Source organism: Magnetospirillum sp. UT-4, assembly GCF_902729435.1.
Classification (GTDB): domain Bacteria; phylum Pseudomonadota; class Alphaproteobacteria; order Rhodospirillales; family Magnetospirillaceae; genus Magnetospirillum.
This window is the reverse complement of the sequence record NZ_LR746523.1, coordinates 50,342-65,405: the sequence shown is the minus strand read 5'-3', so window position 1 is coordinate 65,405 and position 15,064 is coordinate 50,342. Positions and strand designations below refer to the sequence as shown.

At 70.2% G+C, this 15,064-nt stretch carries 14 protein-coding genes; 12 read left to right on the top strand and 2 right to left on the bottom strand.

The annotated features are described in order from the left end of the window. Positions 1 to 242 precede the first annotated feature (242 nt). Entirely contained in the window at positions 243 to 716 is a 474-nt protein-coding gene (locus MTBUT4_RS17610; RefSeq protein ID WP_173981011.1) for an EF-hand domain-containing protein, read from the bottom strand. Positions 717 to 805: 89 nt separating this feature from the next. On the opposite strand from MTBUT4_RS17610, the gene MTBUT4_RS17605 reads away from it, so the two are divergent. Beyond that, positions 806 to 3,628, top strand: a complete 2,823-nt coding sequence (locus tag MTBUT4_RS17605; protein ID WP_173981010.1) for an ATP-dependent DNA helicase — start codon at positions 806 to 808, stop codon at positions 3,626 to 3,628. A gap of 670 nt (positions 3,629 to 4,298) precedes the next feature. On the opposite strand, the gene MTBUT4_RS17600 is transcribed toward MTBUT4_RS17605, so the two are convergent. After that, the gene (locus MTBUT4_RS17600) at positions 4,299 to 6,137 is read right to left on the bottom strand and encodes a GGDEF domain-containing protein (RefSeq protein WP_173981009.1); all 1,839 of its coding nucleotides are present in this window, start codon (positions 6,135 to 6,137) and stop codon (positions 4,299 to 4,301) included. Between the two features lie 195 nt (positions 6,138 to 6,332). Between MTBUT4_RS17600 and MTBUT4_RS17595 the strand changes: the two genes are divergently transcribed. From MTBUT4_RS17595 to MTBUT4_RS17550, 11 genes are read left to right on the top strand one after another with little or no spacing between them, the layout of a single operon-like run. Then, the gene (locus tag MTBUT4_RS17595) at positions 6,333 to 7,598 is read left to right on the top strand and encodes a PP2C family protein-serine/threonine phosphatase (RefSeq protein ID WP_254434917.1); all 1,266 of its coding nucleotides are present in this window, start codon (positions 6,333 to 6,335) and stop codon (positions 7,596 to 7,598) included. Continuing rightward, the gene (locus tag MTBUT4_RS19640; protein ID WP_254434916.1) at positions 7,595 to 8,011 is read left to right on the top strand and encodes an ATP-binding protein; all 417 of its coding nucleotides are present in this window, start codon (positions 7,595 to 7,597) and stop codon (positions 8,009 to 8,011) included. The genes MTBUT4_RS17595 and MTBUT4_RS19640 overlap by 4 nt, the downstream gene beginning before the upstream one ends. Next, a complete protein-coding gene (locus MTBUT4_RS17590; protein ID WP_173981008.1) occupies positions 8,008 to 8,334 on the top strand; it encodes an STAS domain-containing protein in 327 nt (108 codons plus the stop codon). The genes MTBUT4_RS19640 and MTBUT4_RS17590 overlap by 4 nt, the downstream gene beginning before the upstream one ends. Before the next feature lie 4 nt (positions 8,335 to 8,338). Next, positions 8,339 to 9,142 carry an ABC transporter permease gene (locus MTBUT4_RS17585; RefSeq protein ID WP_173981007.1) on the top strand — a complete coding sequence of 268 codons (804 nt, stop codon included), beginning with the start codon at positions 8,339 to 8,341 and terminating at the stop codon, positions 9,140 to 9,142. 1 nt (position 9,143) lies between these two features. Next, positions 9,144 to 10,211 carry a hydrogenase maturation protein HypF gene (locus MTBUT4_RS17580; protein WP_173981006.1) on the top strand — a complete coding sequence of 356 codons (1,068 nt, stop codon included), beginning with the start codon at positions 9,144 to 9,146 and terminating at the stop codon, positions 10,209 to 10,211. Positions 10,212 to 10,218: 7 nt separating this feature from the next. Beyond that, on the top strand, positions 10,219 to 10,440 hold the full coding sequence (locus MTBUT4_RS17575) for a HypC/HybG/HupF family hydrogenase formation chaperone (protein WP_173981005.1): 222 nt from the start codon (positions 10,219 to 10,221) through the stop codon (positions 10,438 to 10,440). Beyond that, a complete protein-coding gene (hypD, locus tag MTBUT4_RS17570; protein ID WP_173981004.1) occupies positions 10,437 to 11,561 on the top strand; it encodes a hydrogenase formation protein HypD in 1,125 nt (374 codons plus the stop codon). The genes MTBUT4_RS17575 and hypD overlap by 4 nt, the downstream gene beginning before the upstream one ends. Continuing rightward, positions 11,554 to 11,814: a DUF4160 domain-containing protein gene (locus tag MTBUT4_RS17565; RefSeq protein WP_173981003.1), complete on the top strand. Its 261-nt coding sequence runs from the start codon at positions 11,554 to 11,556 to the stop codon at positions 11,812 to 11,814. The genes hypD and MTBUT4_RS17565 overlap by 8 nt, the downstream gene beginning before the upstream one ends. A gap of 3 nt (positions 11,815 to 11,817) precedes the next feature. Next, the gene (locus tag MTBUT4_RS17560; protein ID WP_173981002.1) at positions 11,818 to 12,081 is read left to right on the top strand and encodes a DUF2442 domain-containing protein; all 264 of its coding nucleotides are present in this window, start codon (positions 11,818 to 11,820) and stop codon (positions 12,079 to 12,081) included. Further along, complete coding sequence (gene hypE, locus MTBUT4_RS17555; protein WP_173981001.1) at positions 12,082 to 13,131, top strand: hydrogenase expression/formation protein HypE; 1,050 nt, start codon at positions 12,082 to 12,084, stop codon at positions 13,129 to 13,131. It begins immediately after the preceding gene. A 6-nt stretch (positions 13,132 to 13,137) separates the two neighbouring features. Continuing rightward, positions 13,138 to 14,754, top strand: coding sequence for an enoyl-CoA hydratase-related protein (locus MTBUT4_RS17550; RefSeq protein ID WP_173981000.1), 1,617 nt, complete (start codon positions 13,138 to 13,140; stop codon positions 14,752 to 14,754). The last annotated feature ends 310 nt before the right edge of the window (positions 14,755 to 15,064 follow it).

Here is a 15,064-nt window from a genome sequence, read left to right as displayed (position 1 = left end):
CTTCGTGTCTTCGTGGTGAATCCATTTTTTCACACCCCCAGTCGCGGACACGCTGTCGGTGCACCCCTGGGTCCCCGCCTGCGCGGGGACGACGGGTATTGGGCGCGACGAGGTATCACCCCGTCAGAACCCGCCGGGGGATTAACCACAGAGACACAGAGGAGTCACAGAGAAGGATGTTTTTTCTCTGTGCCTTCTTCGTGCCCTTCGTGTCTTCGTGGTGAACCTATTCCTACCCCCCCTTATTCCGGCCGCTGCGATTGCTGCGGCATCTGGCGGCCCCCTTGGCGGCGCATTTCGTCGGCGGTGATGCGGCCGTCCTTGTCGGCATCCATGGCGTCGAACATGGCGGTGCGCTTGGCGTCCAGCTCGGCGCGGGTGATGGTGCCGTCCTTGTTGGCGTCCATGGCGTCGAAATAGGCGCCGCGCCGCTGCTGGGCGCCGGCCAGGAATTCCTCGCGGGTGACCGAACCGTCCTTGTCGATATCCATGCGGGCGAAGCGGTCGTCGGCGCCCTGATGGGCGGCCAGGAATTCCTGGCGGTTGACGGCGCCGTCGCCATCCTTGTCCATGCTGCGCAGCCCCATGGCGGGACTCTGGCGGGGCGGCTGATCGGCCACGTAGGCAGGGCCGCGGTCGGGCGGCAGCGTCTGCGCGCCGGCGGTATTGGCAGCGGCGAGGACGAGCGCGGCGGCGAGCGGGAAAGCGAAGCGCATGTCGGTCTCCGGGACAATGGGAGGGTTAGCCGGTAAATGGCGCCGGTGCGCCCTTTGTTCCCATGCGCAATGCTCCTATACTGCCCGCCATGTCGTCCTCCCCCACCAGCCGCATCATGGTTCCGCACGTGCCCGTCCTGGCGGTGGGGGTGCGGGGCGCGGTGCTGCTCGACACCGATGGCGAGTTCCATCGCCTGACCCTGGCCCAGGCGGCGGCGCGGGCGCGCGAGTCCTCGCCGCTGCTGTGCCACGCGCCCTCGGTAGTGGCGCGGCTGGGGGCCGAGCATTTCCCCGCCCTCGACCTGCTCGAGCTGTTCGCCTTCGTCCGCCCCGCCCGTTTCTGCCTGCCGACCCCGCGCGGGGTGGCCGAGGCGCTGGGCCTGGCGCGCCCTGCCGACCTCGAGGACGAGGCCGAAGCCTTGCTGCGGGCCACCCGCATGCTGCTGGAGGAACTGGCCGCCCGCACCAACGGCGACACCGCGCGGCGCGCCGCCGACACCCGCTCGGTGGCCTGGGCCATGGCGCGGGCCGGCTGGGGCTGGGGCACGGCGGTGCTGGCGGCGCTGGGGGTGACGGGCGACACCCCGCGCGGCACCGGCCTGCGGGTGTGGGAGCGCCTGCCGGAATGGTCCGAGCACGCCCCCGAGCCGCCGCCCGGCAGCATCCCGGTCGATCCTGCCGAGGCCCGCGCCCGGCTGGCCCGTTTGCTGGGCGCCGGGGCCGAGCAGCGCCCCTCGCAGGCCGACTACGCCTCGGCGGCAGCCGCCGCGTTCCAGCCGCGCGAGGTGGCCGGCGAGCCGCGGCTGGTGCTGGCCGAGGCCGGCACCGGCACCGGCAAGACCCTGGGCTACATCGCCCCGGCCAGCCTGTGGGCCGAGAAGAACGGCGCCCCGGTGTGGATCTCGACCTTCACCCGCAACCTGCAGCGCCAATTGGACGGAGAGCTCGACCGGCTGTACCCCGACCCGGCCGAGAAGGCGCGCAAGGTGGTGGTGCGCAAGGGACGCGAGAACTATCTGTGCCTGCTGAACCTGGAGGAACAGGTGGCCCGCGCCCGCCCCGTCGACGCCGTCGCCTCGGGGCTGATGGCGCGCTGGGTGCTGGCGACGCGGGACGGCGACATGGTCGGCGGCGACTTCCCCGGCTGGCTGGGCGACATCATCGGCCGCGCCCGCTCGCTGGGACTGGCCGACCGCCGCGGCGAGTGCATCTATTCCGCCTGCCCGCATTATTCCCGCTGCTTCATCGAGCGGGCGGTGCGCCGGGCCCGCCGCGCCGACATCGTGGTGGCCAACCATGCCCTGGTGATGATGCAGGCGGCACTGGGCGGCCTCGACGACGGCAGCATGCCGACCCGCTACGTCTTCGACGAGGGCCACCACGTCTTCGAGGCGGCCGACAACGCCTTCTCCGCCCACCTCACCGGCATCGAGGCGGCCGAGATGCGGCGCTGGCTTCTGGGGGCCGAGGGCGAGGGCACCCGCTCGCGCGCCCGCGGGCTCAAGCGCCGGGCCGAGGACCTGGTCGGCCTGGCCGCCGAGGCGCCCGAGGCCCTGGACGCGGTGCTGGCCGCCGCCGCCGCCCTACCCGGGCCGGGCTGGCAGAACCGAATCGCCGATGGCCAGCCGGCGACCATCGCCGAGCAGTTCCTGGCTTTGGTCCGCCGCCAGGTCTATGCCCGTGCCCAAGGCTCGGACTCACCCTACAGTCTGGAAGCCGAATGCCGCCCGCTGCCCGAGGCCATGGCTCCGGCGGCGGCCGAACTAGGACGCGCCCTCGGGCGGCTGGGGGCGCCGCTGCAGGTGCTGGTGCGCAGCCTGGTCAAGGCCCTGGACGACGAGGCGGCCGAGTTGGACAGCGCCACCCGCTCGCGCATCGAGGGCCTGGCCCGCTCCATCGAGCGCCGCGCGCTGCTGCCGCTGCAGGGGTGGACGGGGATGCTGGAGGAACTGGTTCAAAACGAGGGCGCGGGCAGTGGGGTTGGCGGGGCGGCCGCTGCCCGCGCCCAGAAATTTGTGGATTGGTTCGCCGTCGATCGCATCGACGGCCGCGACATCGATGTCGGCATGCACCGCCACTGGATCGACCCCACCCTGCCCTTCGCCAAGGCCGTGGCCGAGCCGGCGCATGGGCTGCTGGTCACCTCGGCCACCCTGCGCGACGGCTCGGGCGAGGTCGAGGCCGACTGGCGGGCGGCGGAGCGGCGCACCGGCGCCGTCCACCTCGCCGCCCCGGCGGTGCGCGCCGCGCTGGCCTCGCCCTTCGACTACCCGGCCCAGACCCGGGTGCTGGTGGTGTCGGACGTGCGCAAGGACGACCTCGCCCAGGTCGCCGCCGCCTATCGCGAGCTGTTCCTGGCCGCCCGCGGCGGCGCCCTCGGGCTGTTCACCGCCATCTCGCGGCTGAAGGCGGTCTACAAGCGCATCGCCGGGCCGCTGGACGAGGCCGGCCTGCCGCTGCTGGCCCAGCACGTGGACGGGCTCGACACCACCACCCTGGTCGACATCTTCCGCGCCGAGGAGGAAACCTGCCTGCTGGGCACCGACGCGGTCAGGGACGGCGTCGACGTGCCCGGCCGCTCGCTGCGCCTGATCGTCTTCGACCGGGTGCCGTGGCCGCGCCCCGACCTGCTGCACAAGGCGCGGCGCGCCGCCTTCGGCGCCAAGGCCTATGACGACATGATCACCCGTCTGCGCCTGAAGCAGGCCTTCGGCCGCCTGGTCCGCCGGGCCGGCGACCACGGGGTGTTCGTGCTGCTCGATCCGATGATGCCGTCCCGCCTGCACGGCGCCTTCCCCGAGGGCGTGGCGGTGCAGAAGGTCGGGCTGGCCGAGGCGGTCCGGGTGACGGGGGAGTTTCTGGGCGCCCCTCCCGCCCCTGGCTGGCCGGAGGAAGGCCAGGGTGGGGGCTGAGGTCGTGCCCCCTCCCCGTCGGGCCGCCCAACAGGATGCCGAAAAATGCCAATACGGGGCGGTTCGACCTTTTATCGTCATGCCCGGACTTGATCCACGGCTGTCCGGTTTAAATTTCGGCTGGGGTGAGGGCGGCGCGCGTCGGCGCGCCCAAGACCTGGAGAAACCAGCGCTTTCGCTGTCGCGAAGCGCACCTCGCGGCGCGCACCCTCTCCCTCCCGTCGCTGTCGCGACGGGCCCCTCCCTCTCCCGCAAGCGGGCGAGGGTAATCCTGTCTACTTCGGCCAGCGTCANCCCCCTCGCCCGCTTGCGGGAGAGGGGGGCGAGCGCCAGCGAGCCGGGGTGAGGGCGGCGCGCGTCGGCGCGCCCAAGACCTGGAGAAACCAGCGCTTTCGCTGTCGCGAAGCGCACCTCGCGGCGCGCACCCTCTCCCTCCCGTCGCTGTCGCGACGGGCCCCTCCCTCTCCCGCAAGCGGGCGAGGGTAATCCTGTCTACTTCGGCCAGCGTCACCCTGGACGCAGCCGTCACCAAGGGCTCCAGAAGGCAATCCGAAAACTAAACCGGAAAGCCGTGGGTCAAGCTCGGGCATGACGAAGGGGGCAAGCAATAAGCCGTCGTCCCCGCGGCCCGCGGATGGGGGCCGGAATGCCCTCGGTCAGGTCGTAGGGGCTACCCCACCATCGCCGCCGAAGCCATCCGGTCCTCGGCCTTCTTGGCTTCCTTCTTGAGGCCAGCGATCAGCTGGCTGACCTCGTCCACCGTGTGCGCGCCGCGGCCGGGCCGCAGTTGCACCACCGCCGCCGACACCGACATCAGCGGGAAGCGGGTGGGGTTGCCCTGGCGGTCCTGGCCCGAGATGTAGCCGCGCAGCCGGGTCTCGTCGTCGTAGAAGCTTTCCACGTCGCGGCGGAAGGTGGCGATGATGCGGCGCACGCTCTCGACCGCCAGGTCGAAGTCGCGCTGGCGGTAGCCGCCGAAGAAGTCGTCGCCGCCGATATGGGCGGGAAAGCAGGTCTCGCAGGCCAACTCGCGGGCCAGCAGCTCGGCGAACATCAGGATGGCGCGGTCGCCCAGGCGGAAGCCGTACTTGTCGTTGAACGGCTTGAAGTTGTCGAAGTCGAAATAGGCCAGGGTGTAGTGGGTGTCGGTGTCGGCCAGGGCGCCGGCCACGTAGTCGTGGATCAGGTTGTTGCCGGGCAGCTTGGTCAGCGGGTTCTGGTCGCGGGCGGCGGCCAGGTTCTTCTCGTTGATGACCCGCAGCAGCGAGTGGGCCGACAGGAAGCCCACATACTTCATGTTGTCGACGATGATGATCCCTTCCGAGTTCTCCACCGCCGAATAGGCCTGCAGGATGTGCTCGGCCTTGGTGTTGATGTCGGCCATCGGGCAGCGGGTGGTGAAGTCCCGCAGCTTGCGGCCGATGATCTTGTTGCTGATGAGGTCCTTGCCGAACGGCGAGTAGGTGTATTCCTTGAGCTCGCGGTCGCGCACGATGCCCACCGGTTCGCCGGCGCTGTCCACCACCGGGAAGAAGGTCGAGGACTTGTCGGAGCGGAAGCGTTCGAACACGTCCTCCATGCGGCTGCCCAGCACGATGGGCACCACATAGGCGATCTGGTCGCCGATCAGCTTCTGGTCCGACACCGTCACGCGGCGCTCGCTGCGGGCCAGCGCCTCGACGTCGCCGTAGCTGGCGCGCAAGGCGCCCACCTCGGTGGCCGGGGCCTGGATCAGGAAGCCCTGGGCGAGGTCGCAGCCGACCTCCTTGCAGACGAAGAATTCCCGCTCGGTCTCGATGCCCTCGGCGATCACCACCACACCCAGCAGGTGGGCCAGGTTGACGATCTGGGACAGGAACAGCCGCTTCTTGGAATCGGTGGCGATGCCGGCGATGAAGAAGCGATCGACCTTCACGAATTCCGGCGCGGCGTGGTAGAGCAGCCGCAATCCCGAATGGCCGGTGCCCTGGTCGTCGACGGCGAGCTTGAAGCTGCCGCGCCGGTGCGGTGCCAGCGGGCCGTCGGCGGCCGCCGTGTGCGACAGCGGATCGTGCTCGGCCAGTTCGAACACCACCGCCGCCTCTTCGACGCCGTACCGCTCGATCATGCTCCGCATCCTCCCCACCAGGCCGGCATCCCACGAGCGGCCGTCGAGGTTGAGGAACAGCTTGGACTGGCGCCAGGTCTCGAGGCCGACGAACTTGGCCAGCGCCATCTCGTGCGCCTTGGCCTCGACCTCGGCCAGCACCCCGGCGGCATGCGCTTCCGCCAGCAGGGCCGAGGCGTTGGCGAAACCGGCCGCCTCGACGTCGCGCAGCAGCGCCTCGAAGCCGTAGCAGGCGCCGGTATGGAAATGCACGATCGGCTGCAACGCCACGTCCAGCCGCGCCAGCACCTGTGCCCAGCGCCCGTCGGCGGGTTGCGGCTCGGGCTGCGGCGTGGGGGGCTGCGCGGCACGCCCGTCCGCCAAGCCAAGGCCCTTGCGCAGCGAATGATTGAAGTTGATCATGCTGGAACGAACTTCCCCAGGAAGCAGCCCCGGGTCCTCCGGGACTGGCGTAGGTTCCAACGCCGGGCCAGGGGAAGTCAACGCACGCACCATGACGGCAACAAAAAATTCACCGGCGATTCCGGCCCGCGATTTCGGATCGCCCCACCGGCAAAAGGGTTTTACCCGCTTGACCGAACGGGGCATGATTTAACCATGTCAAGCGTGGCGCATCCCATCCACCTGCCGGCCGGCCTGGCCGACGATCTCGACCTGATCGCCGAGATGACGGCGGACTTCGCCCGCTCGCGCGACATCGAGGAGACGCTGCGGGTCGGCCTCGAACACATCGCCCGGCGCATGGAGGCCGAGGCGGCGTCGCTGTTCCTGGTCGATCCCGGGAGCGGCGAGCTGGTCTGCCACGCCTGCTTCGGCCCCACCGACGTCACCGGCCTCAGGCTGCCCCCCGGCAAGGGCATCGTCTGGCGCGCCGTCGATTCCAACACGCCGCAGCTGGTCGAGAACACCGAGACCGACCCCGATTTCGCCGCCCAGGTGGACAAGAACACCGGCTTCCGCACCCGTTCCATCCTGTGCGCGCCGCTGGCGGTCCGCGACGAGAAGCTGGGCGCCATCGAGCTGTTCAACAAGCGGGTGCACGATAGCTTCGACAAGGATGACCGGCGCATCCTGCTGGCCCTGGCGGCCTCGGCGGCGCTGGCGGTGATCAACGCCCGCCAGGCCGCCGCCATGGCCGAGCAGGAGGCGTTCCGGCGCGAGCTGGCGCTGGCCGCCGACATCCAGCGGGCCATGCTGCCGCCGGCCCGCGACCCGGACTTCCCCATCCACGGCGTCAACCTGCCGGCCCGCGGCGTGTCGGGCGATTTCTTCGACGTGATCGAGCTGGACGGCGACCGCGTCGCCTTCGCCATCGCCGACGTGTCGGGCAAGGGCATGAACGCGTCGCTGCTGATGGCCAAGACCGCCAGCCTGTTCCGCTGCCTGGCCAAGCGGCTGGACGGGCCGGGGGCGCTGCTGGTGGCCATCGATTCCGAGTTGGCCGAGACCGGCTCGGCCGGCATGTTCGTCACCATGGCGGCGGGCGTGCTGGAGCGGGCCAGCGGCCGCGTCACCATCGCCATCGCCGGGCACGAGCCGCCGCTGCTGGTCACCCCGTCCGGCATCCGCCGCATCGAGGGCCTGCTGCCGCCCTTGGGCATCCTGCCCGAGCTGTTCTGCGACGGCTGCCCCGAAACGGTGCTCGACCTGGAGGGCGGGGCTCTCTATCTGTTCACCGACGGACTGACCGAGGCGCACGAGGAGAGCCGCATGCTGGGCAGCGAGGGGGTGGAGACGCTGGTGCTGCGCCACCGCGACCTGCCAGCGGCCGAGCGCCTGGAGGCGGTGATCGCCGACGTCGCCCGCGACGGCCTGATGCTGGAGGACGACCTCACCATGCTGGTGGTGGAGGACCGCCGGTGACGCTGCCCGCCCTCGACCGCCTGTTCCCGGCCCGGCCCGAGCGGCTGTGCGACATTCGCCACGCGGTGGCGGAAACCGCATCCCACCTGGGATGCTCGGACGAGACGGTGCAGGATGTGGTGCTGGCGGTGGACGAGGCCTGCCAGAACATCATCCGCCACGCCTATGGCGGCGCTCCCGGCGACATCGTGGTCCAATTGGGGCGCGACGACCACCGGCTGGTGGTCCGCCTGATCGATTTCGCGCCGCCGGTGGACGTCGCCAAGGTCTGCCCGCGCCCGCTGGACGAACTGCGCCCCGGCGGGCTGGGCACCCACTTCATCCGCGAGGTGATGGACGAGGTGGATTTCGTCACGCCGCCGGCCGGGGCCGGCAACATGCTGCAGATGGTCAAACGGATCGAAGAGCCATGAACGTCGATACCAGGGAAATGAACGGGTGGGTGGTGGTGACGCTGGCCGGCGAGGTCGATCTCCAGCATTCGCCCACGGTGCGCAAGCACCTGATGGAGCTGATGTTCGAACGCCGCGACGTGGCGGTGGACCTGTCCGGGGTGGTCTATATCGACTCGTCGGGCATCGCCAGCCTGGTCGAGGCCTACCAGATGGCGCGCAAGGGCGGCAACAAGCTGGTCCTGGCGCCCATCAGCCAGTCGGCCATGCGGGTGCTGCAGCTGGCGCGGCTGGACAAGGTGTTCGCCATCGCCGACAGCCTGGACGCGGCGATGGCGGGCTAGGCGGATGCCGGCGGCCCGCGCCCTCGACCTGCTCGACCGCCTGGGGCGCGCCACCTTGCGCGGCGTGGCGGAGCTGGGCTTCGCCGCCACCCTGCTGGGCCAATCCCTGTACTGGCTGGTCATGGGCCGCGCCCGCAAGCAGCCGGTGCGCCTTGCCCCCATCGCGGCGCAGGCCATGGATATCGGCATCGCCGCGCTGCCCATCATCACCGTGCTGTCGGCCACCATCGGCCTGATGCTGGCCATCCAGGGCATCTACACGCTGAAGACCTTCGGCGCCGAAAGCCGGGTGACCCTGGGCATCGCGCTGTCCACCGTGCGCGAATTCTCGCCGCTGATCACCGGCATCCTGGTGGCCGGGCGCTCCGGCTCGGCGCTGGCGGCGCGGCTGGGCACCATGCGCATCAACCAGGAGATCGATTCGCTCACCGTCATGGGCATCTCGCCGGTGCGCTTCCTGGTGGTGCCGCCGCTGGTGGCCATGATGGTGCTGATGCCGCTGCTCACCCTGTGGGCCGATCTGGTGGCGCTGTTCGCCGCCGGGATCTACGTCGCCGCCGAGCTGCAGACCAGCCTGGCCGCCTATGCCGACGAGGTGATCTCGCTGCTGAAGGTCAACGACCTGATGCACGGCCTGGCCAAAAGCGCCATCTTCGCCGTGCTGGTGACCATCGTCGGGGTGGTCAACGGCGCCTCGGTCTCGGGCGGCGCCGAGGGCGTCGGGCGGATGACCACCCGTTCGGTGGTGCACGCCATCTCGGCCATCGTCATCACCGACATGATCTTCGCCTTCCTGGTCACGCGCTGACATGACCCAGGTCCTTGCCCTTCCCCGCGCCGTCCCGCCGGTGCTGGCACTGGGGGCCTTCCTCAAGAACACCGTCTGCGTCGCCAAGGGATGCCAGGCGTGGATGTCGCCGGTCCACGGCGATCTCGGCACGCCCGAGTCCATCGCCGCCTTCGAGGCCTCGGTGGAGGCGATGGTGGCCGGGCTGGGCGCGGTGCCGGTGCGGGTGGCGCACGACCTCCACCCCGACTTCCATTCCACCCGCTTCGCCCAGTCCCTCGACCTGCCTGCCGTGGCGGTGCAGCACCACCACGCCCATGCCGCCGCCATCGCCGCCGAGCACGGCCATGCCGGCCCCGTCCTGGGGCTGTCGCTGGACGGCTTCGGCCTGGGTCCGGGTAACCAGAGCTGGGGCGGCGAGCTGCTGTATTGCGACGGCCCCGCCTACCGCCGCCTCGGGCATCTCGCATTGCTGGCCCAGCCGGGCGGCGACGTGGCGGCGCGCGAGCCCTGGCGCATGGCCGCCGCCGCCCTGCACCGGCTGGGCCGCGGGATCGAGATCGCCGGACGCTGGCCCGACTACGCCGCCGCCGCGCGGCTGGAGACGATCCTCGACAAGGGCCTGAACTGCCCCGCCACCTCGTCGGCCGGGCGGCTGTTCGACGCCGCCTGCGGCCTGCTGGGCATCCACCCCAGGGCGGCGTTCGAGGGCCAGGCGCCGATGGCGCTGGAAGCGATGGTGACCAAGCCCACGATCATGGCCGGCGGCTGGACGCTGGCCGACGGCATACTCGACTTCGCGCCGCTGCTGGAGGCTCTGGCCGGTTGCGCCGAGGCCGCCGACGGTGCCAATCTCTTCCACGGCACCCTGGTGGCCGGACTGGCCGAGTGGTGCGCCTGGGCGGCCGAGGCGACCGATTGTCCGGTGGTGGCGCTGGGCGGCGGTTGCTTCCTCAACCGGGTGCTGTCGAACGGGCTGGTGGCGGCGCTGGAAGCCCGCCTCCTGCGCCCGTTGACCGCCATCAAGGTGTCGCCGGGCGATGCCGGGTTGTCCTTGGGCCAGGCCTGGATCGCCGGCCAGGTGGAGTGAAGAAGAGATGTGCCTTGCGCTGCCCTCGCTGGTGACCGAAATGCTGGATGACGACCAGGCCCGCGTCGAGCTGGGCGGCGTGTCGAAGACCATCTCGCTGGCCCTGGTCTCCGACATCGCGCCGGGCGACTACGTCATCGTCCATGTCGGCTATGCGCTCAGCAAGGTCGATCCTGCCGAGGCCGAAAAAACTCTCGCGCTGTGGGCCGAGATGCAGGCCAGTGCATGAAATACATCGATGAGTTTCGCGATGGCGAAATCGCCCGCCGCCTCGCCGCCGCCATCGCCGCCGAGGCCGATCCGGGACGCGACTATCACCTGATGGAATTCTGCGGCGGCCACACCCACGCCATCTCGCGCTATGGGCTGGAAGACCTGCTGCCGGCCAATGTGCGCATGGTGCACGGGCCGGGCTGCCCGGTCTGCGTGCTGCCCATCGGCCGCCTCGACGCCGCCTTGTGGCTGGCCCGCCAGCCCGGAGTCATCCTGTGCACCTATGGCGACATGCTGCGGGTGCCGGGCTCGAAGCGGGTGTCGCTGCTGAAGGCCAAGGCCGAGGGCTCGGACATCCGCATGGTCTATTCCACCATGGACGCGCTGAAGCTGGCCGAGGCCAACCCTGAGCGCCAGGTGGTGTTCTTCGCCATCGGCTTCGAGACCACCACGCCGCCCACCGCCGTCGCCATCAGACAGGCCGAAGCCCGGGGGCTGGCCAATTTCTCGGTGTTCTGCAACCACGTGCTGACCCCATCGGCGATCACCCAGATCCTGGATTCCCCCGAGGTGCGCGAGCTGGGCACGGTGACGCTGGACGGCTTCATCGGCCCCGCCCACGTCTCCACCATCATCGGCTCGCAGCCCTACGAATACTTCGCCGAGGAATACGCCAAGCCGGTGGTCATCGCCGGCTTCGAGCCCCTCGACGTGATGCAGGCGGTGCGCATGCTGGTGGCCCAGGTCAATGACGGCCGCCACCAGGTCGAGAACGAATTCTCCCGCGCCGTCACCCGCCACGGCAACGAGAAGGCCAAGGCCCTGGTGGCCGAGGTGTTCGAGCTGCGGAAAAGCTTCGAATGGCGCGGCCTGGGCGTGGTCCCCTATTCCGCCCTGCGCATCAAGGAGGCCTATGGCCGCTTCGACGCCGAACGGCGCTGGGACGTGCCCCAGGATTCCCCCCCCGACACCAAGGCCTGCGAGTGCGGCGCCATCCTGCGCGGGGTCAAGAAACCGGCCGACTGCAAGCTGTTCGGCACCGTCTGCACGCCCGAGAACCCCATGGGCAGCTGCATGGTCTCGGCCGAGGGCGCCTGCGCCGCCCACTGGACCTATGGGAGGTTCCGGGATGCCTGAGATCAGCCGCTTCCTGGGCATGATCATATCCATGTACTACGACGACCATGCGCCGCCGCATTTCCACGTCCGCTATGGCGAGCGCGAGGCGGTGATCCGCATTGAGGACCTTGCCTGCACCCGGGGCGACCTGTCGCCAAGAGCCATGGGGCTTGTGATAGAATGGGCCGCACTCCACCGGAATGAGTTGATGGAGGACTGGCGCTTGGCCCGCCAGGAGAAGCCGCTGAACAAGATTGCGCCGTTGGAGTGAGCCATGGACAGAGACGTGGTGGACGTGACCAGGACCGGTGAGTACCGGCTGCGTTTGAAGTTCCAGGACGGCACCGTGGGCGAGTTGGACTTCGCCGGCTTCCTGTCGTTCAGCGGCGTGTTCGCCCCGCTCAAGGACCCCGCCGAGTTCGCCAAGGTGCGGGTCGATCCGGAACTGGGCACCGTGGTGTGGCCCAACGGTGCCGACCTCGATCCCTATGTCCTGTATTCCCGCGTCACCGGCGCGCCGCTTCCCGGCCAGGCCTGAATGACCCTGCCCCGCCGCGCCCATCCCCGCCCGCTGGACATCGCCTCGGGCCGCGTCGATCTCACCCATGGCGGCGGCGGCCGCGCCATGGCGCAGTTGGTGGACGAGCTGTTCGTCGCCGCCTTCGACAACGAGGCGCTGAACCAAAGGAACGACCAGGCCGCCTTCGACGTGCCGGGCGGGCGCATGGTGATGACCACCGACGGCTACGTCATCAGCCCGCTGTTCTTCCCCGGCGGCGACATCGGGTCGCTGGCGGTGCACGGCACCGTCAACGACGTCGCCATGGCCGGGGCGGTGCCGCTGTCGCTGTCGGCCGGCTTCATCATCGAGGAAGGCTTCCCGCTGGCCGATCTGAAGCGCATCGTCGAGTCCATGGCGGCGGCCTCGAAGCAGGCCGGCGTGCCGGTGGTCACCGGCGACACCAAGGTGGTGGAAAAGGGCAAGGGCGACGGCCTGTTCATCACCACCGCCGGCATCGGGATGGTGCCGCCGGGGGTGGAGATTTCCGGCGACCGGGCACGCCCCGGCGATGCCATCCTGATCTCGGGCACCATGGGCGACCACGGCGTGGCGGTGATGAGCCAGCGCGAATCCCTGGGCTTCGAGTCCGACATCCTGTCCGATTCGGCGGCGCTGCACACCCTGGTCGCCGCCATGGTGGCCGAGCGGCCGGGCATGCGGGTGCTGCGCGACCCCACCCGCGGCGGCCTGGCCGCCACCCTGAACGAGATCGCGGGGCAATCGGGGGTCGGCATGCTGATCGAGGAAGCCAAGGTGCCGGTTCGGGCCGCGGTGCGCGGCGCCTGCGAGCTGCTGGGCCTCGACCCGCTGTACGTCGCCAACGAGGGCAAGCTGATCTGCATCTGCCCGCCCGAGGACGCCGAGGCGCTGCTGGCGGTGATGCGCGCCCACCCGCTGGGCGCGGATGCGGCGCGCATCGGCACCTGCGATGCCGATCCCCACCACTTCGTGCGCATGACGACGGCCATGGGCGGCACCCGGGTGGTCGACTGGCTGGCCGGCGAGCAGCTGCCGCGGATTTGTTAGGGCACCATGCGAATATTGCTCCTCGCCCATTCCTTCAATTCCCTGACCCAGCGCCTGTGGGTGGAGCTGACCGAGGCCGGGCATCAGGTGTCGCTGGAATTCGACGTCAACGATGCCGTCACCATCCAGGCGGTGGCGCTGGCGCGGCCCGACATCATCATCGCCCCGTTCCTCAAGCGCGCCATCCCCGAGGCGGTGTGGCGTCACCACACCTGCCTGGTGGTGCATCCCGGCCCCGTCGGCGATCGCGGCCCGGCGGCGCTGGACTGGGCCATCCTGACCGGCGCGACGGAATGGGGCGTGACCGTGCTGCAGGCCGAGGCCGAGATGGATGCCGGCCCGGTCTGGGCCAGCCGGTCCTTCCCCATGCGCGCCGCCACCAAGTCCAGCCTGTACCGCAACGAGGTGACCGAGGCGGCGGTGGCGGCGGTGTTCGAGGCGCTGGACGGCGCCGCGCCGCGCCGCCCCGACACCACCACCTGGCGCCCTTCCATGCCCCAGGCCACGCGCGCCATCGACTGGGCGGCCGACGACAGCGCCACCGTGCTGCGCAAACTGTTCGCGTCGGACGGCACGCCGGGGGTGCGCGACGGCGCGTTCTTCCTGCACGACGCCGCCCCGGCCGAGGGGCTGGAGGGGCCGCCCGGGGCCTGGATCGCGCGGCAGGGCGGCCGGCTGGCGCGGGCCACCCGTGACGGCGCGGTATGGATCGGGCATCTGCGCGCCGCCGGGGCCGGGTCCCTGAAGCTGCCCGCCGCGTCGGTGCTGCCCGGGGCCGCCGACCTGCCGGAACGCCCCGGCCGCCACGACATTTCCTATGACGAACGCGACGGCGTCGGCTACCTGCACTTCCCCTTCCACAACGGCGCCATGAGCACCGATCAGTGCCTGGCCCTGCGCGACGCCTTCGTGGCCGCCGCCGCCCGGCCGACCCGGGTGATCTGCCTGATGGGCGGCCCCGATTTCTGGTCCAACGGCATCCACCTCGCCACCATCGAGGCGGCCGACAGCCCGGCCGAGGAATCCTGGCGCACCATCGAGGCCATGAACGAGCTGTGCCGGGCCATCATCGCCTGCACCAGCCACCTGACCATCGCCGCCATGGCCGGCAATGCCGGGGCCGGCGGGGTGTTCATGGCGCTGGCCGCCGACGTGGTGATGGCGCGAGCTGGCGTGGTGCTCAATCCCCATTACAAGGGCATGGGCAACCTGTACGGCTCGGAATACTGGACCTATGTGCTGCCGCGGCGCTGCGGGCCGGAACGGGCCGAGGCGGTGGTGCAGGCCCGCCTGCCCATGGGCACCGCCGAGGCCTTGCGGCTGGGCCTGGTCGATGAAGCCTTCGGCACCTCGGTGGGCGATTTCCGCGCCGCCGCCGCCGCCCGCGCCGCCGCCCTGGCCGCCGATCCCGCCCTGCCCGACCGCCTGGAGGCCAAGCGCCAGGCCCGGCGCGCCGACGAGGCGGCCAAGCCGCTGGAGGCCTACCGCGCCGAGGAGATGGCGCGCATGCGCCTCAACTTCTTCGGCTTCGACCCCAGCTACCACGTGGCGCGCTACAACTTCATCCGCAAGGTGCCGAAGTCGCGCACGCCGCTTTACCTGGCGCGGCATCGGGGCGCCTAGAGCCGGATGCTATCAGGTTGAATCGCGAGGCGATCCAACCTGATAGCTGAATCCGCCTCTAAATCAATAAATTAGAGTGCGATTCAGACATTAGGTCGGCGCACCCCGTGCGCCGACCTAATGTCATCGCGCTCTAACAGGCTGCGGAAAAACCCCTGTTTTTCTTTCGTCATTCCCGCGAAGGCGGGAATCCATGCCTCAGCACACAATATATTGCGGCCAGAACGCCATATTGCCCCTGCATGGACCCCCGCCTTCGCGGGGGTGACGGATCAGAGGGTGGCAAGCAGAGTATTTCCGCACCCTGTTA

What these genes read in the sequence shown, in the direction of transcription:
- MTBUT4_RS17565 (WP_173981003.1), top strand. Translation starts at nt 11,554, where the DNA reads ATGCCTGAGATCAGCCGCTTCCTGGGCATGATCATATCCATGTACTAC.
- MTBUT4_RS17575 (WP_173981005.1), top strand. Translation starts at nt 10,219, where the DNA reads ATGTGCCTTGCGCTGCCCTCGCTGGTGACCGAAATGCTGGATGACGAC.
- MTBUT4_RS17595 (WP_254434917.1), top strand. Translation starts at nt 6,333, where the DNA reads ATGTCAAGCGTGGCGCATCCCATCCACCTGCCGGCCGGCCTGGCCGAC.
- MTBUT4_RS17605 (WP_173981010.1), top strand. Translation starts at nt 806, where the DNA reads ATGTCGTCCTCCCCCACCAGCCGCATCATGGTTCCGCACGTGCCCGTC.
- hypD (WP_173981004.1), top strand. Translation starts at nt 10,437, where the DNA reads ATGAAATACATCGATGAGTTTCGCGATGGCGAAATCGCCCGCCGCCTC.
- MTBUT4_RS17590 (WP_173981008.1), top strand. Translation starts at nt 8,008, where the DNA reads ATGAACGTCGATACCAGGGAAATGAACGGGTGGGTGGTGGTGACGCTG.
- hypE (WP_173981001.1), top strand. Translation starts at nt 12,082, where the DNA reads ATGACCCTGCCCCGCCGCGCCCATCCCCGCCCGCTGGACATCGCCTCG.
- MTBUT4_RS17600 (WP_173981009.1), bottom strand. Translation starts at nt 6,137, where the DNA reads ATGATCAACTTCAATCATTCGCTGCGCAAGGGCCTTGGCTTGGCGGAC.
- MTBUT4_RS17580 (WP_173981006.1), top strand. Translation starts at nt 9,144, where the DNA reads ATGACCCAGGTCCTTGCCCTTCCCCGCGCCGTCCCGCCGGTGCTGGCA.
- MTBUT4_RS17560 (WP_173981002.1), top strand. Translation starts at nt 11,818, where the DNA reads ATGGACAGAGACGTGGTGGACGTGACCAGGACCGGTGAGTACCGGCTG.
- MTBUT4_RS17585 (WP_173981007.1), top strand. Translation starts at nt 8,339, where the DNA reads ATGCCGGCGGCCCGCGCCCTCGACCTGCTCGACCGCCTGGGGCGCGCC.
- MTBUT4_RS17610 (WP_173981011.1), bottom strand. Translation starts at nt 716, where the DNA reads ATGCGCTTCGCTTTCCCGCTCGCCGCCGCGCTCGTCCTCGCCGCTGCC.
- MTBUT4_RS17550 (WP_173981000.1), top strand. Translation starts at nt 13,138, where the DNA reads ATGCGAATATTGCTCCTCGCCCATTCCTTCAATTCCCTGACCCAGCGC.